The sequence below is a fragment of the Mycobacterium sp. Panama NTM2 genome, assembly GCF_054355555.1.
The window spans coordinates 2,298,808-2,319,206 of sequence record NZ_CM135953.1 but is presented as its reverse complement, the minus strand read 5'-3'; the positions used below and the strand labels follow the sequence as shown (position 1 = coordinate 2,319,206).

Sequence of the window (20,399 nt, the reverse complement as noted above, 5' to 3'; positions counted from 1 at the left end):
TCAGCTCCGGCCGATCTCCGCGCGCAGCGCCGCGAGCGCCGCGTCGATGCCGCCGGCACCCCGACCCGAGCCCTGGGCCAGATCGGCCTTACCGCCACCGCGGCCGTCGACCGCCGCGCCCAGCACGGTGACCAGCTCGTTGGCGCGCAGCCCTAGGTCCTGCGCCGCCGGGTTGACCGCCACGACGAAGGGCACTGCATCGTTGTCGCCTTCGGCGATCAGCGCGACGACGGCCGGATCACTGCCGAGCTTGCCGCGGATGTCGCCGACGAGGGAGCGCAGGTCCCCCGCCGAGATGCCGCCGGCCATCCGCTGCGCCACGAGCCGCACCTTACCGATCTGCTCGGCGCCCGCGGCCGCGTTGACCGCCGCGGCGCGCGCGCCGGCCAGCCGCAGCCTGTCGAGTTCCTTCTCGGCGGTCTTGAGCCGGTCCACCAATGTCGCGACGCGGGCGGGCACCTCCTCCGAGGGCACCTTCAGCGACGAGGCCAGCCCGGCCATCAGGGCCCGCTCCCGGGCGAGATGCCGGAACGAATCCAGACCGACGTAGGCCTCGACGCGGCGCACTCCCGACCCCACCGAGGATTCGCCGAGGATCGTCACCGGGCCGATCTGCGCGGAGCGCCCCACGTGCGTGCCGCCGCACAGCTCGAGCGAGAACGGCCCACCGATCTCGACGACGCGCACCTCGTCGGGGTACGACTCGCCGAACATCGCCATCGCGCCCATCGCTTTGGCCTTCTCCAACTTCTCGTGGAAGGTGTGCACCTCGAAGTCGGCTTGCACCGCCTCGTTGGTGACCTCCTCGACCTGCGCCCGCTGCTCATCGCTGAGCGCGCCCTGGAAGTTGAAATCGAACCGCAGGTAGCCGGGCCGGTTCAGGGAGCCGGCCTGAACCGCGTTGGGGCCCAACACCTGTCGCAGTGCGGCGTGCACCATGTGGGTGCCGGAGTGACCTTGGGTCGCGCCGCGACGCCACTGGGGGTCGACGGCCGCGGTCACGGTGTCGCCCTCGACGAACTCGCCCGATTCGACGTTGACGCGATGCGCCCACAGTGTTTTCGCGATCTTCTGCACATCGGTGACCGCGGCCTTCGCCGCCTCTGACGAGCCGGTGCCACTGATGTGGCCTTCGTCGGCGATCTGCCCGCCCGACTCGGCGTAGAACGGGCTGCGATTCAGAATGAATTCCACTCGGTCGTGCGTGCCCTCGCGGCCGGCGTGAGCCACCACAGGCACCCGCTTGCCGTCCACGAAGATGCCGAGAATCCTTGCCTCACTGGTCAACTCGTCGAATCCGGTGAACTCGGTGGGGCCGGCGTCGACGAGCTCGCGATAGGCGCTGAGATCGGTGTGGGCCTGTTTGCGCGCGGCGGCGTCGGCCTTCGCGCGCTGCCGCTGCTCGGCCATCAGCGTGCGGAAACCCTCTTCGTCGACGCCCAGATCGGCCTCGGCCGCCATCTCCAGCGTCAGCTCCAACGGGAAACCGTACGTGTCGTGCAGCGTGAACGCGTCCGAGCCCGACAGCCGGGAGGAACCCGACGCCTTGGTGGCGCGTGCCGCGTCGTCGAAGAGCCGCGAGCCAGAGGCCAGCGTGCGGTTGAACGCCGCCTCCTCGGCGACGGCGATGCGTGAGATGCGATCGAAGTCGTTGACCAGTTCCGGGTAGGACGGCCCGGTCGCGTCGCGCACCGTGGCCATCAGATCACCCATGAAGGCATCCTCGACGCCGAGCAGTTTGGCGGCCCGGACGATGCGCCGCAGCAAACGGCGCAGCACGTACCCGCGCCCCTCGTTTCCGGGGCTCACCCCGTCGCCGATGATGATCGCCGCGGTGCGGCTGTGGTCGGCGATGATGCGGTAGCGGACGTCGTCGGCGTGATTGCCCTGCCCGTAACCGCGCGGCGCGCGGGCGGCCATCAGGTCGATCGCCGGGCGTAGCAGGTCGGTTTCGTAGACGTTGTCCACACCCTGCAGAAGGCACGCCACCCGTTCGATGCCCATGCCGGTGTCGATGTTCTTGCGCGGCAGCGGGCCGAGGATCTCGAAGTTCTCCTTGGAGGTACCCTCGCCGCGCTCGTTCTGCATGAACACGAGATTCCAGATCTCGATGTAGCGGTCCTCGTTCGCCTCCGGGCCGCCCTCGATGCCGTACTCCGGACCGCGGTCGTAGTAGATCTCCGACGACGGTCCGCACGGCCCGGGAATGCCCATCGACCAGTAGTTGTCGGCCATGCCGCGGCGCTGGATGCGCTCGAGGGGCAGGCCGGCCACCTCCTGCCAGTAGCCGATCGCCTCGTCGTCGTCGAGATAGACGGTGGCCCAGAGCTTTTCCGGATCGAAGCCGTATCCGCCCTGCTCGACCGGGTTGGTCAGCAGCGTCCAGGCGAACTCGATGGCGCCCTTCTTGAAGTAGTCGCCGAAGCTGAAGTTGCCCGCCATCTGGAAGAAGGTGTTGTGCCGGGTGGTGATGCCCACTTCATCGATGTCCGGAGTGCGGATGCACTTCTGGATGCTCACGGCGCGGTCCCACGGCGGGGTCCGGGCGCCGAGGAAGAAGGGGACGAACTGCACCATGCCGGCATTGACGAACAGCAGGTTGGGGTCGTCGAGGATCACCGATGCGCTGGGCACCTCGGTGTGTCCGGCGTTCACGAAGTGATCAAGGAACCGCTTCCTGATCTCGTGTGTCTGCACTCCTGCTGCCCTTCGGGTCTGGTCAGCGGGGCCGATCGGCCGCCACCTGCGAATACTCGACCGCACCACAGTACCGGGCCACCACCGCGGCAGACGTTCACCCCGACACGAAGCTGAGCCGGACGCTGCGCCTGCTGTTGTCCCTGTTCAGATCCACCAGTACGACGCTCTGCCAGGTGCCGAGCAAGGGTTCTCCGCCGCTCACCGGCACGGTGATCGACGGCGCGACGAGACCAGGCAGTACGTGATCGGCGCCGTGGCCGGGTGAGCCGTGCGCGTGCCGGTAGCGGTCGTCGCGGGGCAACAGCCGCTCCAGCGACTCCACCAGGTCGTGGTCGGAGCCCGCACCGGTCTCGATGATCGCCACCCCTGCGGTGGCGTGCGGTACGAAGACGTTGCACAAACCGTCGCCGCGGGAGGCGCAGAAGTCGCGGACCTCGTCGGTCAGGTCGACGGTCCGCCGGCGGGTCGTGTCGACGTCGAGCACGTGGGTGTCCATCGAGGAGAGCCTATCGATCGGGGATCAATCGGGCCGCAGTTCCTTCTGCACCTCTTCCAGCGAGCGGCCCTGGGTCTCGGGCACCCGCCGGATGAAGTACACCAGCGACAGCGCCGCCAGCGCGGCGTAGAGGTAGAACACCCCTTGGCGGGTGATCAGGTTACCGAGCGTCAAGAAGGTCTGCGCGACAACGAAGTTCGCACCCCAATTGACGATGGTGCAGACCGCCATGGCCGCGCTGCGGACCCCGATGGGGAAGATCTCGGAGATCATCAGCCAGAACACCGGGCCGAGACCGATCGCGAACGAAGCGATGAACAGCAGCAGACCGGCCAGCGCCAGATAACCGGCATCACGTTGCAGACCGGCAGACGTGAAGTAGACCGCCAGGATGAGCAGGCCGGCCAACATGCCGACCGTGCCGGTGATCAACAGTTTCCGCCGGCCCACCCGGTCCAGGAGCAGCACTGCGATCACGGTGAACACGACGTTGGTGACGCCCACCAGCACCGTGCGGGCGAGAGCTCCGCTGTTGGACAACCCGGTGTCGGACAGGATCGTCGGGGCGTAGTAGATCACGGTGTTGACCCCGACGAACTGTTGCGCGAGCGCCAGCACCACCCCGAGAGTCACCAGGGGCCGCAGCTCGGGTCGCATCAGGTCGCGCAGCGACGATCGTGCCTCGGCGCGGTTGGCCTCCTCGATGTCGTCGAACTCCGCGTCGACGTCGGCGTCGGGGTCGCCGCTGCGCAGTCGGCGCAGCACGCCGCGGGCATCCTCGTCGCGCCCGGCGTCGACCAGCCAGCGTGGCGTCTGGGGTACCGAGAGCATCCCCACCGCCAGGGCCGCGCCGGGCAGCGCCGCGATGCCGAGCATCCAGCGCCAGTCCCCGCTGACGTTCTGGAACGCGACATTGGTCAGATAGGAGATCAGGATGCCCGAGGTGATGGCCAGCTGATTGAACGAGACCAGGCCTCCGCGGATGGCGGGCGGGGCCATCTCGGCGATGTAGAGCGGCGAAACGAACGACGCCGTGCCGACCGCGAGTCCGAGCAGAAACCGGAAGCCGATCAGCATCTCGGCGTTGACGGAGAACGCGCATCCCAGGGCGGCGACCAGATACACGGTGCCGGACAGGACTTTCGTCCAGCGCCGGCTGATGCGATCGGCCAGATAGCCTGATGCCGCCGCGCCGAACATCGCCCCGAGCAGGACCGCAGCGACGATGGCCTCTTGCTCGAAATCGTTGGCGCCCAAGTCCTCCCTGATGAACAGCAGGGCACCGGAGATCACGCCGGTGTCATAACCGAAGAGCAGTCCGCCGATGGCGGCGATCACGCATACCCGGATGAGCAGTCCATTGCCGGTCCTGCGTACCTCGCCGATGAAGCTGGTCATGAGTGACTCCCGAGAACGCCGTCCAGTTCCGGCGCCGACTACCCCGGCGGCCGCCGGTCAAACACCGGTTGACGCGAGCGTTTATTGCAGAACGGGCTCGGGTATTTCAGCGCTCAGCCGCAATTCTTGGAGGAAGAAATGACCATCACCGGCATCATCACCGCAATTCTCATCGGCATCGTGGTCGGCGTACTCGGCCGACTGGTCGTCCCCGGCAAGCAACCCATCGGGATGTTGCTCACCATCCTCGTCGGTATCGTCTCCGCCTTCATCGGTACGGCGATCGCGCGGGCGATCGGCGTTCCGACCGTCACCAACGGGATCGACTGGGGCGAACTCCTCGTCCAGGTCATCGTCGCCGCGCTCGGCGTGGCGCTGGTGGCCTCACTCATGGGCCGCCGGCGCAGCCGCGGCCTGATGGGTGGCGGTCGCCGGTCCGGAATCCTGCGCTGACGCGCCGGACTCCCTTCGTGGTGATCCCGGCTGGGCCCCCGACCAGTCGGGATCACTCCCGTTGTGACAGATAAATCCTTGGCCCCCAACGGGGTCACCCACTAACGTCTCTCCGGTGAACAACCGAGTCGAGGAGGTCGTCGGCGCCTACGCCGACATCAGATGACCGCGCCCCGTCGCTGACCTGCGGGGTCGGCGGCGCAGTCATGTCCTCACTCACCGGCGCTCCGTGCGCCCTCCCCTCATCGGATGGTTTCGTTCATGCACGCCTACACCCGTGACCAGATCCTGGGCGCCTTCCGCGGCGCGACCCGCGGCGAGGTCAAAAAGGTCACCTTCGCACCTGATTTCGACAGCGTCGACTTCGACGCCCTGGAGTACTACGGCTGGACCGATCCCAAGATCCCCCGCCGCGCGTATCTCGTCGTCGAGGGCCTCGACAGAACTACCGGGGTCGAGGGCCTCGACGGACCCATCACGCTGCTGCTGAACCGCGCAGCGAGCACGCCTCGGGGACGTGCCATGTGCACGTGGTGCAACGACGTCACCCTCACCGAGGACGCGGTGCTCTATGCCGTGCGCCGCGCCGGGGCGGCCGGCCGCAAGGGCGACACCGTCGGCACCCTGATCTGCGCGGACTTCAGCTGTTCCCGGAACGTGCGACGGCCGCCACCCGCCTTCCACAAGGGCACCGACCTGCAACGCATCCGCGCCGGGCGGGTCGAGGACCTGCGCCGAAAGGTGCACGGGTTCGTGGACAAGGTGCTCGCCACCGACGGTTAGTCGCGAGCCAGCAGCTCGTCGAGTTTGTCGTACCCCTCGGTCATGCCGCCTTCCATGCCCGACGAGAGCAGGGCGTCGCGCGCGTCGGTGTTCGGGCAGATCGAGCGCCCGCGCAGCCGCGATCGGCCGTTGCCGAGGTCGTCGAACCACAGGTACTCGAGGTTCACCATGTCGGGCGCACCGTCGAATTCGAAGGTCTGGAGGATGACTTCGCCCGCGCGCACGGTGTGGAAGGTGCCGTTGAACGAGAAGGCGCCGCGCTCGTTGCGGTGGGTGTAGCGGTAGCCGCCGTGATCGCGGAAGTCCCATTCGGCGATCTCCATCTCCAGATCGCGCGGTCCGAGCCACTGCCGGACCAGGTCCGGGTCCGCGTGCGCGGCGAACAGCGCCCCGACCGGGGCGTCGAACTCGCGGGTGAACTCCATGGCGAGGGTGTCCACGGGTGCGGTCACGTGCAGGGGGCTCATCGTGAGTGTCCTTTCTCGGCGAGCAGCTGGTCGAGCTGCCGGTAGTTGCGTTCGGCATCGAGCCGGTAGCGGTCGATCCACGCCGTCATCGCTTCCAGCGCACCCGCGTCGAGGTGCACCGGGCGGCGCTGGGCGTCGCGGGTACGCGTCACCAGACCGGCCTCCTCCAGCACCCGAATGTGTTTGGAGACAGCCTGTTTGGTGATGGCGAACGGTGCTGCCAGCTCGTTGACCGTGGCCGCGCCACGGGACAGCCGCGCGACCAATGCGCGCCGCACCGGATCGGAGAGCGCCAGGAAGGCGCGGTCCAAGCGGTCCTCGTCGTCGGCCAGTGATCAACCTTTCTTTTGATCAACCAATTGGTTGATCACGACTCTAACGGGTGCCTGTGACCTGGTCAAGGGGTCTCAGCGCGTCCGGCGGATGATGGCGCGCAGCTTCTCCACCCGCGTCGCGATCTCACGCTCCGCACCGTGGGTGGTCGGCCGGTAGTAGTCGACACCGACCACCTCGTCGGGCGGATACTGTTGCGAGGCAACACCACCCGGTTCGTCATGGGCGTAGCGGTAGCCGACCGCGTTGCCGAGTTTCTGCGCCCCCGAGTAGTGCCCGTCGCGCAGATGCGGCGGCACCAGGCCCGCTTTTCCGGCCCGGATGTCGGCCATCGCAGCGCCGATCGCCGTCGTGACCGCGTTCGACTTCGGCGCCGTCGCCAGGTGCACCGTCGCATGCGCGAGCGTCAACTGCGCCTCGGGCATGCCGATCAGCTGCACGGTCTGGGCGGCCGCCACAGCCGTCGGAAGGGCCGTCGGGTCGGCCATGCCGATGTCCTCGCTGGCCAGGATCATCAGTCGGCGCGCGATGAACCGCGGGTCCTCCCCCGCGACCAGCATGCGTGCCAGGTAGTGCAGCGCCGCGTCGACGTCGGAGCCGCGCACCGATTTGATGAACGCGCTCACCACGTCGTAGTGCTGGTCGCCGTCGCGGTCGTAGCGCACCGCGGCCTTGTCCAGCGACTGCTCGATCACCTCGACCGTGATGTCCCCCGACTCGGCCGCGACCTCCAGCGCGGTCAGAGCGCGGCGCGCGTCGCCGGCTGACAGTTGCACCAGTAGATCCAGCGCCTCGTCGGTGATCGGCACCTTGCCGGCCAGGCCCCGTTCGTCGTCGAGGGCGCGGCGCAGCACCGCCTTGATGTCCTCTGCCGTCAGCGGTTGCAGCTGCAGGATCAGCGAGCGGCTCAGCAGCGGCGCCACCACCGAGAACGACGGGTTCTCCGTCGTGGCCGCGACCAGCAGAACCACCCGGTTCTCGACCGCTGCGAGCAGTGCGTCCTGCTGGGTCTTGGAGAATCGGTGCACCTCGTCGATGAACAGCACCGTCTGCTCGCTGCGCCGCAGTAGCGCGACCCGCGCCTCCTCGATGACGGCGCGCACCTCTTTGACCCCGGCCGACAGCGCAGACAGCGCCTCGAATCGGCGACCGGTGGCCTGCGAGATCAGCGATGCGAGGGTGGTCTTGCCGGTGCCGGGCGGGCCGTAGAGAATCACCGATGCCGCGCCAGAGCCTTCGACCAGTCGGCGCAAGGGCGAGTTGCCGGTGAGTAGATGCTGCTGGCCGACGACCTCGTCGAGCGACGCGGGCCGCATCCGCACCGCCAGCGGCACCGCCGCCCCGACCAGCTGCGCGTCAGAGGGCGCGCGCTCACCGGGAACGTCGAACAGGCTGTCGGACACGCTCCCTGCTTACACGGGTGCGGTGACGAAGTCGATCAGCTCCTCCACGCGGCCGATCAACTCGGGCTCGAGGTCCGTCCAGTCCCGCACCCGGCCACGGATCTTCTGCCACGCCGCAGCGATGTCGGCCTGGTCGCGATGTCGCCATCCCAGCGCCTCGCACACCCCGTGCTTCCAGTCCTGACCCTTGGGCACTCTCGGCCACTGCGCGACGCCGATCCGCGCGGGTTTGACGGCCTCCCAGATGTCGATGAACGGATGACCGACCACCAGCGTGTGCTCCCCGCCCGGGCCCCGCCGCACCTGCTCGGCGATGCGCGCCTCCTTCGAGCCCGCCACCAGGTGGTCGACCAGAACCCCGAGGCGCCTGCCCGGCCCGGGCCGGAACTCGGCGACGATCGCCGCGAGGTCGTCGACGCCGCCCAGGTATTCGACGACGACACCCTCGAGGCGCAGATCCTCCCCCCACACCTGCTCGACGAGTTCGGCGTCGTGCCGGCCCTCGACGTAGATACGGCTGGCGAGCGCCACTTTCGCGCGGGCGCCCGCAACCGCGACCGAGCCCGACGCGGTGCGCGTCGGCGCAGCTGGAGCCGCCTTCTTGGGTGCGGTCAGGATCACCGGCCTGCCGTCGATCAGATACCCCGGCCCCACCGGGAAGGGTTTGGTACGCCCGCGCCGGTCCTCGAGCGTCATGCGGCCGTACTCGACCCGCACCACGGCGCCGACGAAGCCGCTGGCCGCGTCTTCGACCACCATCCCGATCTCGATCGGCTGTTCGGTCGAACGGGGCTTGCGGTGCGGATTGCGCGCCAGGATGTCGGCGCCGTAACGATCGGCCACCCGGCGATCCTAGGGATCGGTCGGGGCCGGGTGGTCGATCCTCGCGCCGCGTGTTGCCTCACACCGGAGCGCCACCGGGTTCGTGAGGCCGCCTAGCCCAGTTGCTGGCTCTGCTCGTCGGCAGGCGCACCGACTTCGGCGAGTTTGGTCGGGCTGGAGGTGACCTCGTCGATGACGGTGTGGATGAACCGCATCTTGTCCAACACCGGAGCCGGGAGCACGAACGGATACAGGTCGTCCTTGCCCATCGACCGGTTGACCATGTTCAGCGCCCACGCCAGCGGGAGCCACATCTCGATCATCGTGTCGAATCCGCTGGGGCCCAACGCCCTCCGGTCGAAGGTGGCCGCCGCCGGCGCCATTCCGAACGCCGCGGCGGTGTCCAGCGTGTCGCGGATGTGCAGGTAGTGGGCGAAGGTCTCGGCCCAGTCCTCGGCCGGGTGCATGGTGGCATAGGACGACACGTAGTCGGCCTCCCAGCCCGCCGGAGCACCCTCGCTGTAGTGGCGGTCCAGCGCCTCCTGGTAGTCGGCCTCGGGATCGCCGAACAGCTCGTGATACCGCTGCAGGTACTCCTGTGAGGTGCCGATCAGCCGGTACTGGTAGTAGTGACCGATCTCGTGGCGGAAATGCCCGAGCAAGGTGCGGTACGGCTCGTCCATCGAGATCCGCAGCTGTTCGCGGTGCACATCGTCGCCCTCGGCCAGATCGAGGGTGATGATCCCGTTGTCATGACCGGTGAACACCTTCTCGAACTGACTCGACAGCAGATCGAAGGCCAGGCCGAACTGGGGGTCCATGTCGCGTCCGACGATCGGCAGCTTCAGCTCGTGCAACTCGACGATCAGGCGGCGCTTGGCTTTCTCGGCCGCGGCGAAGGCAGCCAGCGCGATCGTGTCGGCGTCGTTGTGCCGGGTGCGGGTCAGTGCGCAGGACACGCACAATTTCGCGATCGGCCCCTTCTCGACGAGCCAGTTGCACTCGGCGAGGTGCATGTTCACGCACAGCTGGAAGCGGGTCTCGTCGACCGCGCCTGCGTGTTCGCTCTCCGCCGGAGGGGCGATGACCAACAGGGCCATGTCATCGAGTGAAAAGCCCAGTGCGCTACCGCAATTGAGGCACACCGAGTTCTCGAACGCCAACCGCTGACCGCAGTTGGGGCAGGTGAAATCACGCATCGAGCGATTCTCCCTCATAGGGTGCGACGTCCACCGAGACGTCGATGGTGCTGCTCTCGGAGTCCGTGTAGATGATGCCGCGCAGTGGGGGCACGTCCGCGTAATCGCGACCGAAACCCACGGTGACATAGCGTTCGTCGATCATTTGATCGTTGGTGGGATCCATTCCCAGCCACACGTTCTGCGGCGTCCACACCGACGCCCAGGCGTGCGTCGCGTCAATCCCGACCATTCGTTCCTTTCCCGGCGGCGGATCGGTGGCCAGGTAGCCCGATACGTAACTCGCTGCCAGTCCGTTGGCGCGCAGGCACGCGATCGCGAGCCTGGCGAAGTCCTGACATACCCCTTCCCGCGCCGCCAAAACCTCGCTCACCTGGGTGGAAACGGTGGTCGACCCGGATCGGTAGGTGAAATCGGAGTAGATGCGTGATGTGAGGTCGCTCAGCACGTCGATCAGCGGCCGACCCGGGGTGAACACCGGCGCCGCGTACTCACGCAGCTCGTCGGTGATCTCCGGGGGCGTCAGGTCCAGGGTGAACTCGCTCGCCAACGCCCCCTCGGGGCCGACCGGGCGGGCGATCTCCCACGGCGCGCGGGCCGACGGCCCCTGGTAGACGTCCGGCGGCGGCGGCGCCACCTCGACGACCGAGCGGCTGGTGACGGAGAGGCGGTGGTGGGGCCGGGTGACGTGGAAGTACGTGCTCACGTTGCCCCAGCCGTCGCGGCTGGTGGAACTGTCGGCCGCCTCGGGGTCGAGGAGCAGTTCGTGGGACAGACACCGCTGCCGTGCCGAATCGCGCGGGGTGAGGAACCCGCGACCGTAGGAGCTGGTGACGACGTCCGAATAGGTGTAGACGGTGCGGTGGGTGATCGCGTACCGACGCTCACTCGCTGCCTTTGATTCGCTCGCATGCTCGCTCAGTGTCATGCCGGCACCACCCGGCGCTCGTACCGGCCCCACAACGGCTGCATGTCACCCGGCAGCGCCAGATGCGTCGTGGTGATGACATCGGACAGATCCCGCAGTCCGGTGTGTAACGCGGTGAGCAGGTCCTCGAGCTCCTCGCGGCTGCCGTCGGCGGCGACATCGTCGAGATCGTCCGGCTCGACTCGGCGCAACCGCCTGGCGATCTCGTCGACCAACCGCTCCGGCCGCGACGACCCCGAGGAGCCGGGCAGCGACTTCAGGTGCGCCCGCAACCGGTTGAGTTGGAACACAAGCGATCTCGGGTTCTCGTCGTCGAACAGCACCAGTTCGGCCACGCCGGCGACGCTGATCGTGCCGGGGTTGCGGCGGCGATAGATCACCAGCGACTCGCACACGGCCAACGTCGACTCGATGACGGTCTGCTCGGCCTCGGGGGGACGCGCGGTGGTCAGGGTGGCCCGCAGCAGCGCGGTGAGCACCTGCGCCCGCTCGATGCGCTTGCCGATGTCGAGCATCGTCCAGCCGATGTCGTGCACCATCGATTCGGCGATCACCCCCGACAGCGCCAGCAGCCCGGCCAGAGCGACGGTGTTGGTCGACGTCAGGAACGCCTCTCCCTCGCTGTGGGATTCCGGTGGGTTGTCGCCGGCCTGCAGCAGCGTGCGTTCAAGTGTCGAGAGCAGCATCCACGTGTCGTTGGACATCTGGTCGCGCACCGCGCGGGCCGCCAGCCCCAGTCTCTCGACCGACTGCGCGAGCGACCCGGGTCGGTGCCGGTCGGCGGTCAGCGACCACAGCGTGGTCGGCGCGGTGGCCACCATCTCGTGTCGATCTGCAGCGCCGATATCGGTGCCGGTGATGTCCCCCAGAGCGGACAGCAGCACCGGCACGCACTGGCTGCCGTCCATCGCCTGCCGGCGGCGGAACTCGTGATAGCGCTCGCGGGTCACGGTCAGCAGACGCGCCGTGTGCTCGGCACGTTCGGCGTAGCGACCGATCCAGAACAGGTCCGACAGCACGCGCGGGGAGCTGATCTCGTGTGTGGGACTGGCGGTGGCGGGGGTCGGCAACGACTCCTCCGACGGCGGCACCACCACGGTCTCGGGGCTCACCCGCGCCGGAGTACGCACCCAGACGTCCTTTGCGGCAACGCTGTTCAGATCGTAGGCGGCAGATCCGGCCGCCAGCAGATAGCCGAGGCCACCGATCATCGGCGCATACCCGCCCCGCTGGGACACCGTGAAGAGCCGCATCCCGACCTGCGAGAGCGACAACCCGCCAGGAAGGTAATCAGCTGGGGCGCTGGAGAACTCGGGGAGTTCCTGGCCCATCCACTGCCATGGCGAGGCCGCGATCCGCGCCCCGAGTGCGTCGCGCGCCGCCGTCGACAGTTCGGGCCCGACGATCGGCTCGCCACCTCCGACCGGCCGGATCAGCAGCGAGGACAGATGACTCAGCAGATGAGACCGCTCGACGTCGATGCCGCCCCAGTACATCGGCGCACTCGGCAGCAGCGGGGTCTCGCCGAGCAGCGCTTCGGCCAGTGCGGGCAGAAAGCGCATGACGCCCGGGCTTTCGAGGACACCACTGCCGAGCGTGTTGACCACCGTCACCGCGCCCCGACGCAGCACCTCCACCAGACCCACCACCCCCAACCGGGAATCCGCGCGCAGGTCCAGCGGGTCGGCGTACGCGGCATCGACCCGGCGCAGCACCACATCGACGCGCTTGAGCGTGCCCATCGAGCGCATCCACAGCTTGCCCTCACGCACCACCAGGTCGGCGCTTTCCACCAGCGGCACGCCGAGCACGCCGGCCAGGTACGCCTGATCGAACGCGGTCTCCGACCGGATGCCGGGGCTGAGCACCACCACGGTGGGCTCCTCGGCCGCGTCGGGGGCCGCGTCGACCAGCGCCAGCCGCAGCGCCTGCGCCCAGGGGGACGCCGGCCTCGGGGCGATCTGCTCGTAGAGGTCCGGGATCGCGTGCGCGATGACTCGACGATCGGCCAGGGCGTATCCCGCCCCCGACGGGGCCTGCGTCCAGTCCGCGTTGACGACGAACTCGCCGGAGCCGGCGCGGCTGATGTCGCAGCCGTGCAGGAACAGCTGATGTCGCCCTGGAATCGTGATGCCGTGCGCGGCACGGACGTAGCCCTGATGAGCGAACACCAGTTGTGGCGGCAGCACGCCGCCGCTGAGCACGCGCCGCTCGCCGTACAGGTCCGTGAGCACGGCGTCGAGCAGGCGGGACCGCTGGACCAGACCGGCCTCGAGCCGGTTCCAGTCGGCGGCCGAGACGATCAGCGGCAGGGCGTCCAGCTGCCAGGGGCCCGGTACCGCCGACTCGTCCTCGGTCCGGATGTAGGTGATGCCGTCGTTGTCGACGAGATCGCGCACCACGGCGCGCAATCGGTCCAGCCCCGGCCTGCCACGCTCGGTGACACTGTCCGCCAGCTCTTGCCAATCAGCCCTGACTTGCCCAGCAGCGTCGAACAATTCGTCGTATCCGCCCGCCGGCGCAGCCACCGCGCTGCGCACGTCGAACAGCGTCTGCTGGGCCCGCATGACCGCATAGGGCACCAGCGGATCGTCATGGCTGGGCGACTCCAGCCCGGTCGGTACGGCCATCAGGACAGCACGGTACGCACTCGCCGCAGGTCGAGGATCCCCGGCGCGCCCACGTCGGTGGATTGGCGGGCCTGCTTCTCGCGCAGATCCTGCAGATCCACCTTGCCGGCCGTGAAACCGGTGGCCTCGAAGCGGCGTCCGCGCCGGGACTCAGCCTCCACGGCGTTGACCGGTGGGGTGTCATAGGAGCGTCCACCGGGGTGGGACACGTGGTAGGTGCAGCCGCCGCGGGCCACACCGCTGGCGGTGTCCACCAGTTCGAAGCGCAGCGGCCCGTCCACGGTGATCGAGGGGTGCAGCGCACTCGGCGGCTGCCACGCCCGGTACCGCACGCCGCCGACCTGGACGTCGGGATTGTCGGTGGCCAGCAACGGAATCGGGTGCCCGTTGACGGTGACCACGAAGCGCTGGCGGTCGGCGCCGATGAGCCGCACCTGCAGACGCTCCACCGAGGAATCGACGTAGCGTGCGGTGCCACCCGCAGTGGCCTCCTCCCCCAGCACGTTCCATGGTTCGATGGCACCGCGCAGTTCGATCTCCACGCCGCCGAACACCGCGGTACCGATGCGGGGGAAGCGGAACTCCGTGAACGGATCCAGCCAGCTGGTGTCGAATTCGATGCCGTGACTGCGCAGATCCGCCGCGACCTCGGCGATGTCCTGGATCACGAAGTGCGGCAACAGGTAACGACCATGGAGATTGGCGCCGTGACGGATCAGCGACGCTCGCAGCGGCTTCTCCCAGAACCATGCGACGAGGGCGCGGACGAGCAGCGACTGCACCATCGCCATCTGCGGGTGCGGCGGCATCTCGAAGCCACGCAACTCGAGCAGGCCGAGCCGGCCGCGGGCGCTGTCGGGGCTGTAGAGCTTGTCGATGCAGAATTCCGCGCGATGGGTGTTGCCGGTGATGTCGGTGAGGAGGTGACGGAGGGCCCGGTCGATGATCCACCCGGGAGCGCTGTCGCCGTCGTCGTCGGAGTCGTCGTCGGAGTCCTCCACCGCGGACAACCGCGCGATCTCGGCGAAGGCGATCTCGAGCTCGTAGAGCGATTCGGGGCGGCCCTCGTCCACCCGGGGCGCCTGCGAGGTGGCGCCGATGAAGCGCCCGGAGAACAGGTACGACAGCGCGGGATGGCGCTGCCAGTAGGTCAGCAGGGACACCAGCAGATCCGGCCGGCGCAGCAGCGGCGAGTCGGCCGGGGTGATGCCGCCGAGGGTGATGTGGTTGCCGCCGCCCGTGCCGCCGTGAGTGCCGTCGACATCGAACGACTCGGTCGACAACCGGGCCAGCCGCGCCTGGGCGTACAGGGTCTCGAGCTGCTCGCGTTGCTCGGCGAAGCTGGCCGTCGGCGCGACGTTGACCTCGATGACACCCGGGTCGGGGGTGATCGTCATGGACTGCAGCCGCGGATCCGCCGGGGGCCCGTACCCCTCGATCACCAGCGGGCAGGCAAGCGCCGCCGCGGCCGCCTCGATGCGTGCGACCAGATCCACGAAGTGCTCGAGTTCCTCTGTGGGCGGCAGGAACACATAGAGCAGCCCGTCGCGGATCTCGGCGACCAGGGCCGTCGTGGGCACCGCGTCGGCGTCGGTGACTTCCGCCGATTCCTCCTCGCCGAGGTCCAGCGGACCGACATCTCGAGTGGGGTCGGCGTCGGGGCGGGGTGGCGGCGGATGCCAGCTGATCGCGGCCAGCGGCAGTCGCAAGCCCGCAGGAGAATCGCCGTCGATCAACACGATTCGCCCTCGTCGCAGCGTCCAGTCCGCACTCGCCCAGCCGGCGTCGTCGTCGCGGCGGTGCAGCGGCAGGACGAACGCGGCGGGTTCGGTGACCGGCTCGTCGAGCTTGGCCAGCAGCTGTGCGCGTGCCCACGCGCTGTCGGTGGCCAGGTCGTCGGACTCGGCGACCGGCTGCCCCGCTGGGCGGCGCACTGCCGCGGCGAGCCGGCTGAGCGGGTCCTCGTAGGCGGGCCGGACCTGGCTGCGCGGCAGTCCGAAGTCGTCGGCGATCGCGGCGAGCAACCGCTGCGGAGCGTCGGCCGCAGCGTCGGATGTCGTCGGCTGCTCCGACCACGGGTCGGCCAGCAGCGTCGGATCGCGCCACAGCGCCTCGCCGTCGGCACGCCACAGCAGCGCGATCTGCCAGCGCGGCAGGGGTTCTCCGGGATACCACTTGCCCTGGCTGCGCTGCACCAGACCCTGCGGCGCCCACACCGACATGAGTCGAGCCGCCAGATCCGAGGCCCGCTGCCGCTTGTGCGGCCCGTCGGCGTCGGTGGTCCACTCCGGATCGGTCTGGTTGTCGATGGACACGAATGTCGGCTCCCCGCCGACCGTGAGCCGCACGTCGCCTGCGCTCAGTCGGTCGTCGACCCGGTGCCCCAACGCGTTGATGGCCGCCCACGCGGCCTCGGTGTAGGGCAGCGTGACGCGCGGATCTTCGTGTACCCGCGTGACGACGTTGCTGAATTCCAGCGTGGTCTCGCACGGCTCGGTGGCGCCGGTGATCGGGGCCGCCGATTCGGGATGAGGGGTGGCCGACAGCGGAATGTGCCCTTCGCCGGCGAACAGCCCGGAGGTGGGGTCGAGTCCGATCCAGCCGGCGCCGGGCACGTAGACCTCGGTCCAGGCGTGCAGGTCGGTGAAATCCGCCGCCGGGCCGGACGGGCCGTCGAGTGCCTCGACGTCGGAGGTGAGCTGGACCAGATAACCGGAGACGAAGCGGGCCGCCAGTCCCATCTGCCGCAGGATCGACACCAGCAGCCAGGCGGAGTCGCGGCATGAGCCGATGCCGGTGCGCAGCGTCGTATCCGGGGTCTGCACGCCGGGTTCGAGCCGGACGCTGTAACCGACGTCGGCGTTGACGGCCCGGTTCAGCGCCACCAGGAAGTCGATGGTGCGCGTGCCGGGGGCGACCGAGAAGTTGGCCACCCACGCCTCGGCCAGGTCCCCGGGTCCGGATCCGGGGTGCTCCTCGTCGACCGGCCGCAGGTAGGGCTTCAGATCCTCGGCCAGGGCAGGTGGATAGGTGAAGCCGATCTGTTCGGCGTAGTCCTCGATGAAGAAATCGAACGGGTTGATCACCTTGAGGTCGGCGATCAGCCCGACGGTGATCGTCAGGCTGCGGGCGCGAGTGGGGAACACGAGCCGGGCCAGGAAATTGCCGAAAGCGTCCTGCTGCCAGTTCACGAAGTGGTCGGCGGGCTCGACGGTCAGCGAGTACGCCTCGATCGGCGTGCGGGAGTGCGGGGCCGGTCGCAGCCGGACCACATGTGGGAACACTTCGACGAGCCGATCGAACGTGTAGCTCGTGCGGTGCTCGAGGGCAACCTTGATCCCCATAGCGCTAGATCCCACCACACCGCCTGCAGCGCCGCAGGTTGCGTCAGGTCTGCGCGCGGCGCGGGATGAGGTTGGTCCGCGGGCGCAGCACCAGCACCGACACGCACGCGATCACGATGCCGATGAGGTTGACCGCGAGCTGGGCGGCCGAGCGGGCCGCCATGCCCCAGTCGCCCAGCACACCGGCGACTGCGGTGAACCCCGCGGCGGGCACCGTCGTGACCGAGATGAACACGCCGACCAGGGCCGCCGATTTGGCCGACACCAGCGACAGCATGCCCGCCGCGCCGGCCAGCAGCGCCACCACGAACGAGACCGGTCCGACCTGGAAGATGAAGTCGACGTTGTCCAGGTCGCGCATCGAATCCAGATTCACCCAGCCCGCGGCGTGGGCGGCCATCGTCAGCAGAGCGGTGACGCCCATCGCGATCGGGAACCCCGCCAGCAGCGCGATCACCGCACGTCGGGCGAGATCGGCTCGTCGCTGCACGATCGCCACCGACACCGCCGCCAGCGGCCCGAACTCCGGCCCCAGCACCATCGCGCCGACCACCGTCACCATCGAGTCGGTGATCGCACCCACGGCGGCCAGCAGACACGCGAGGGTGAGGAAGAGCACGAAGGTCAGCGACAGCGTGGACTCCTCGCGCGTGCGGCCGATGAGTTCGTCCCACACCACCGCGTCGGCCGGGTCACCGTCGGCGTCGTCCTCGGCCTCGTGCGCGCGGGTGGACAGCACCGTGTCGAGAACGGTGAGCAGGATCGCGCCCCGATGCTGGGCGTCGAGATCTTTGAGGGACTTGATGACGTCATTGGCGCATTCGCGGGCGATCACCGCGGTGATCTCGTCTCCGCCGGCCGGCTCCACGGCGGCGCCGGCGTGGATGAGGATGTGCGCCACCCCGACCTGGCGACGCAGTACCGACACCACATCCTCACGCATGTCCGCGGGCACGATCACGCGCAAGTCCAGCACCGGCGCTAGTTAACAGGCCCGAAGCCACCGCCGGATCGGGTTGAAAACATTTCGGCCCGAAATGTGGCGAGTACACAGCAGGCTGTTATAGATTCACACCCCAAGTCAGCGTCTCACCACGAAACGCCCCCGAACGGGAGGGATTTCTGTGAAATTTGAACAGAAGTTCGTGAGCGGGGCGTCGTCGTGGACGTGAAGACCCGGCGGGATCACATCGAGCAGCGGGTGCGCGCCGCCCGCGAGATCACCTACGCCGATCTGGCCACCGAATTCGACGTGTCGGAGATGACGATCCGTCGAGACGTCGAGGCGCTGGAGGCAAGCGGCGTGGTCCGTCGCGTCGTCGGCGGCGCGATCGCCCTGCAGGGCAAGGACACCGAGCCGTCGTTCGCCACGCGGATGGCCGACGCCGCCCAGGAGAAGATCCACATCGCCGACGTCGTCGCCGACCTGATCGGCGTGAACGAGACGCTCATCCTCGACTCGGGCAGCACCGCGCTGGCCGTCGCGAACTCGCTGCGCGGCCGTGGGCTCGGGCTGACCGTCGTGACGCCGAGCGTGCTGGCCGCGCTCGCCCTGGTCGATGAACCGGACACCACCGTGGTGCTGACCGGCGGCGAATTGCGTTCCGGGGAACTGAGTTTGATCGGGGCCGCGGCCGAGGACACGCTGGCCAACTACAACTGCGACACCTACGTGATGGGCGTGGCCGGTATCGACGGCGAACGCGGGATCTCCGACTATCACCAGGCCGAGAGCCGGGTGAAGCAGGCGGCCAGCCGGCGCGCCGACCGGGTGATCGTCGCGGCCGACAAGTCGAAGCTCGGTCGCGTGACGTTCGTCAGCATCACCGCGCTCTCCAGCGTCGCGACCATCGTCAGCGACGGGCCGCCGGACCACCCGGCGCTGGTCGCCGCCCGCGATGCGGGTGTCGAGGTGATCTGTGTCGGCGCCCACCGCGACTCCACGGCGGCGGAGGCTCGGTGACCCGCTACACCGTCGGCATCGACATCGGCACCACCGGCACCAAGACCGTGCTGCTGGACACCGAGCGCGGCATCGTCGCGACCGCCACGCGCGAGACCGCCCTGCACTCCCCCGCCCCCGGGTACGCCGAAGCCGACACCGGCCAGTGGCAGCGCAACGTCGTCGAATCGATACGCGAAGTGCTACAGGCTGCCGACGCCCCGGCCGAGCAGGTGGGTGCGCTGGCAACCTCCGGCATGGTGCCCGCGGTGGTTCCCGTAGACGACGCGGGACAGCCGCTGCGCAGGGCCATCCTGCAGAACGACGCCCGCGCGCACCGCGAAGTGGCCGACCTCGCCACCGCACTCGCCGACACCGACCTGGTGCACCTCACCGGGTCCGCCGTGACCCAGCAGTCGGTGGCCCCGACGACGGTGTGGCTGCGCGATCACGAACCCGAGATCTCCTCTCGCGTGGCGCATTGGGTCGGCTCCTACGACTGGGTGCTGATGGCGCTGGGCGCGCCCGTGCACGTCGAAGAGAACTGGGCGATCGAATCGGGGCTGTTCACCCTCGACGGGCAGCTCGCCGAGATGGTGCTCACCGCAGCGAAACTCGAGCCCGCGACGCTGCCCCGGGTACACCGTCCCGGCACCCAGGTCGGCGAACTCAGCCGGGCCGCCGCCGAGGCCACCGGGTTGCGGGCGGGCACCCCTCTGGTGGTCGGCGGCGCCGACCACGTGCTGTCGGCGTTCGCGGCGGGCGTCAACGGTCCCGGGGACGCCCTGGTGAAACTCGGTGGCGCGGGCGACATCCTGGTCGCCAGCGACACACCCGTCGTCGACGAACGCCTCTATCTCGACGCCCACCCGGTCCCGGGACACTGGCTGCCCAACGGATGCATGGCCACCAGCGGCAGCCTGATCCGCTGGTTCCAGTCGCTGGTCGGCGGTGCAACACTGACCGATCTCGACGACGAGGCGGCACGGCAACCGCCAGCCGAGATTCTCTGCCTGCCGTACTTTCTCGGCGAGAAGAGCCCGCTGCACGACCCCGATCTACGCGGAGTGTTCGCCGGCATGCATCTCGGCCACGGCCGTGCCGACATGTACCGCGCCGTGCTGGAGGCGATCGCCTTCGGCTTCCGCCATCACGTCGACGTCTTCACCGAGATCGGCATCCCGCTGCGCCGGGTGATGATCACCAATGGCGGCTCGAAGTCCACGCTGTGGAAGCAGATTCACGCCGACGTCCTCGGCCTGGAGATGAACTCGGTCACCGGGCATCCCGGTGCGTCCCTGGGCGCGGCGGTGATCGCTGCCATCGGTGTGGGCGCCCTCGACGACTGGTCCGACGCGGCGCGATTCATCACCCTCGACGAGCCCTACGTCCCTCACCCGGCCCGCACCGAGCGCTACGACTCCGCCTATGCGACATGGCGCGAGCTCGGTGACGCGGTGGCCCCGATCTCGCACGCACTGGCACGCACCACCCGATGAAA

Annotated in this window: 16 protein-coding genes; 4 read left to right on the top strand and 12 right to left on the bottom strand. The window is 68.8% G+C overall.

Features of this window, described 5'->3' with window-relative positions; translation table 11 throughout:
* The 3 genes from alaS to ACXYX3_RS11075 all read right to left on the bottom strand — a co-directional run bounded on the left by alaS (position 1) and on the right by ACXYX3_RS11075 (position 4,594).
* A complete protein-coding gene (alaS, locus tag ACXYX3_RS11085) occupies positions 1-2,697 on the bottom strand; it encodes an alanine--tRNA ligase (protein WP_458611713.1) in 2,697 nt (898 codons plus the stop codon).
* Positions 2,698-2,794: 97 nt separating this feature from the next.
* The gene (locus ACXYX3_RS11080) at positions 2,795-3,184 is read right to left on the bottom strand and encodes a secondary thiamine-phosphate synthase enzyme YjbQ (protein WP_241203876.1); all 390 of its coding nucleotides are present in this window, start codon (positions 3,182-3,184) and stop codon (positions 2,795-2,797) included.
* 36 nt (positions 3,185-3,220) lie between these two features.
* A complete protein-coding gene (locus ACXYX3_RS11075) occupies positions 3,221-4,594 on the bottom strand; it encodes a sugar porter family MFS transporter (protein WP_241203784.1) in 1,374 nt (457 codons plus the stop codon).
* Between the two features lie 138 nt (positions 4,595-4,732).
* Between ACXYX3_RS11075 and ACXYX3_RS11070 the strand changes: the two genes are divergently transcribed.
* Positions 4,733-5,047 (top strand): GlsB/YeaQ/YmgE family stress response membrane protein, encoded by a 315-nt coding sequence (locus ACXYX3_RS11070; protein WP_241203785.1) that lies wholly within the window; start codon positions 4,733-4,735, stop codon positions 5,045-5,047.
* A gap of 249 nt (positions 5,048-5,296) precedes the next feature.
* Positions 5,297-5,830, top strand: a complete 534-nt coding sequence (locus ACXYX3_RS11065; protein ID WP_458611712.1) for an FBP domain-containing protein — start codon at positions 5,297-5,299, stop codon at positions 5,828-5,830.
* On the opposite strand, the gene ACXYX3_RS11060 is transcribed toward ACXYX3_RS11065, so the two are convergent.
* The 9 genes from ACXYX3_RS11060 to ACXYX3_RS11020 form a co-directional block, all read right to left on the bottom strand.
* The gene (locus tag ACXYX3_RS11060) at positions 5,827-6,297 is read right to left on the bottom strand and encodes an SRPBCC family protein (protein WP_458611711.1); all 471 of its coding nucleotides are present in this window, start codon (positions 6,295-6,297) and stop codon (positions 5,827-5,829) included. The two genes, ACXYX3_RS11065 and ACXYX3_RS11060, sit on opposite strands and share 4 nt — an antisense overlap.
* On the bottom strand, positions 6,294-6,608 hold the full coding sequence (locus ACXYX3_RS11055; RefSeq protein WP_241203787.1) for an ArsR/SmtB family transcription factor: 315 nt from the start codon (positions 6,606-6,608) through the stop codon (positions 6,294-6,296). Before ACXYX3_RS11055 ends, ACXYX3_RS11060 begins: the two co-directional genes overlap by 4 nt.
* Positions 6,609-6,704: 96 nt before the next feature.
* Positions 6,705-8,033, bottom strand: a complete 1,329-nt coding sequence (locus tag ACXYX3_RS11050; protein ID WP_241203788.1) for a replication-associated recombination protein A — start codon at positions 8,031-8,033, stop codon at positions 6,705-6,707.
* 9 nt (positions 8,034-8,042) lie between these two features.
* On the bottom strand, positions 8,043-8,876 hold the full coding sequence (locus ACXYX3_RS11045; RefSeq protein ID WP_458611710.1) for a DUF3097 domain-containing protein: 834 nt from the start codon (positions 8,874-8,876) through the stop codon (positions 8,043-8,045).
* Between the two features lie 92 nt (positions 8,877-8,968).
* Positions 8,969-10,054, bottom strand: a complete 1,086-nt coding sequence (locus tag ACXYX3_RS11040) for a zinc-binding metallopeptidase family protein (protein ID WP_458611709.1) — start codon at positions 10,052-10,054, stop codon at positions 8,969-8,971.
* On the bottom strand, positions 10,047-10,982 hold the full coding sequence (locus tag ACXYX3_RS11035; protein WP_241203791.1) for a transglutaminase family protein: 936 nt from the start codon (positions 10,980-10,982) through the stop codon (positions 10,047-10,049). Before ACXYX3_RS11035 ends, ACXYX3_RS11040 begins: the two co-directional genes overlap by 8 nt.
* Complete coding sequence (locus tag ACXYX3_RS11030; RefSeq protein ID WP_374238320.1) at positions 10,979-13,612, bottom strand: circularly permuted type 2 ATP-grasp protein; 2,634 nt, start codon at positions 13,610-13,612, stop codon at positions 10,979-10,981. Before ACXYX3_RS11030 ends, ACXYX3_RS11035 begins: the two co-directional genes overlap by 4 nt.
* Positions 13,612-16,956: a transglutaminase family protein gene (locus ACXYX3_RS11025; RefSeq protein WP_458611708.1), complete on the bottom strand. Its 3,345-nt coding sequence runs from the start codon at positions 16,954-16,956 to the stop codon at positions 13,612-13,614. Before ACXYX3_RS11025 ends, ACXYX3_RS11030 begins: the two co-directional genes overlap by 1 nt.
* A 43-nt stretch (positions 16,957-16,999) precedes the next feature.
* Entirely contained in the window at positions 17,000-17,932 is a 933-nt protein-coding gene (locus tag ACXYX3_RS11020; protein ID WP_458611707.1) for a DUF389 domain-containing protein, read from the bottom strand.
* A 192-nt stretch (positions 17,933-18,124) separates the two neighbouring features.
* On the opposite strand from ACXYX3_RS11020, the gene ACXYX3_RS11015 reads away from it, so the two are divergent.
* Both ACXYX3_RS11015 and ACXYX3_RS11010 read left to right on the top strand, forming a co-directional pair.
* On the top strand, positions 18,125-18,919 hold the full coding sequence (locus ACXYX3_RS11015; protein ID WP_241203879.1) for a DeoR/GlpR family DNA-binding transcription regulator: 795 nt from the start codon (positions 18,125-18,127) through the stop codon (positions 18,917-18,919).
* The gene (locus ACXYX3_RS11010) at positions 18,916-20,397 is read left to right on the top strand and encodes an FGGY-family carbohydrate kinase (RefSeq protein ID WP_458611706.1); all 1,482 of its coding nucleotides are present in this window, start codon (positions 18,916-18,918) and stop codon (positions 20,395-20,397) included. The genes ACXYX3_RS11015 and ACXYX3_RS11010 overlap by 4 nt, the downstream gene beginning before the upstream one ends.
* The last annotated feature ends 2 nt before the right edge of the window (positions 20,398-20,399 follow it).

Bases quoted from the DNA above. Each gene is read 5' to 3' on its own strand.
- ACXYX3_RS11070 (WP_241203785.1), top strand. From the start codon at position 4,733: ATGACCATCACCGGCATCATCACCGCAATTCTCATCGGCATCGTGGTC.
- ACXYX3_RS11065 (WP_458611712.1), top strand. From the start codon at position 5,297: ATGGTTTCGTTCATGCACGCCTACACCCGTGACCAGATCCTGGGCGCC.
- ACXYX3_RS11075 (WP_241203784.1), bottom strand. From the start codon at position 4,594: ATGACCAGCTTCATCGGCGAGGTACGCAGGACCGGCAATGGACTGCTC.
- ACXYX3_RS11040 (WP_458611709.1), bottom strand. From the start codon at position 10,054: ATGCGTGATTTCACCTGCCCCAACTGCGGTCAGCGGTTGGCGTTCGAG.
- ACXYX3_RS11060 (WP_458611711.1), bottom strand. From the start codon at position 6,297: ATGAGCCCCCTGCACGTGACCGCACCCGTGGACACCCTCGCCATGGAG.
- ACXYX3_RS11025 (WP_458611708.1), bottom strand. From the start codon at position 16,956: ATGGGGATCAAGGTTGCCCTCGAGCACCGCACGAGCTACACGTTCGAT.
- ACXYX3_RS11035 (WP_241203791.1), bottom strand. From the start codon at position 10,982: ATGACACTGAGCGAGCATGCGAGCGAATCAAAGGCAGCGAGTGAGCGT.
- ACXYX3_RS11030 (WP_374238320.1), bottom strand. From the start codon at position 13,612: ATGGCCGTACCGACCGGGCTGGAGTCGCCCAGCCATGACGATCCGCTG.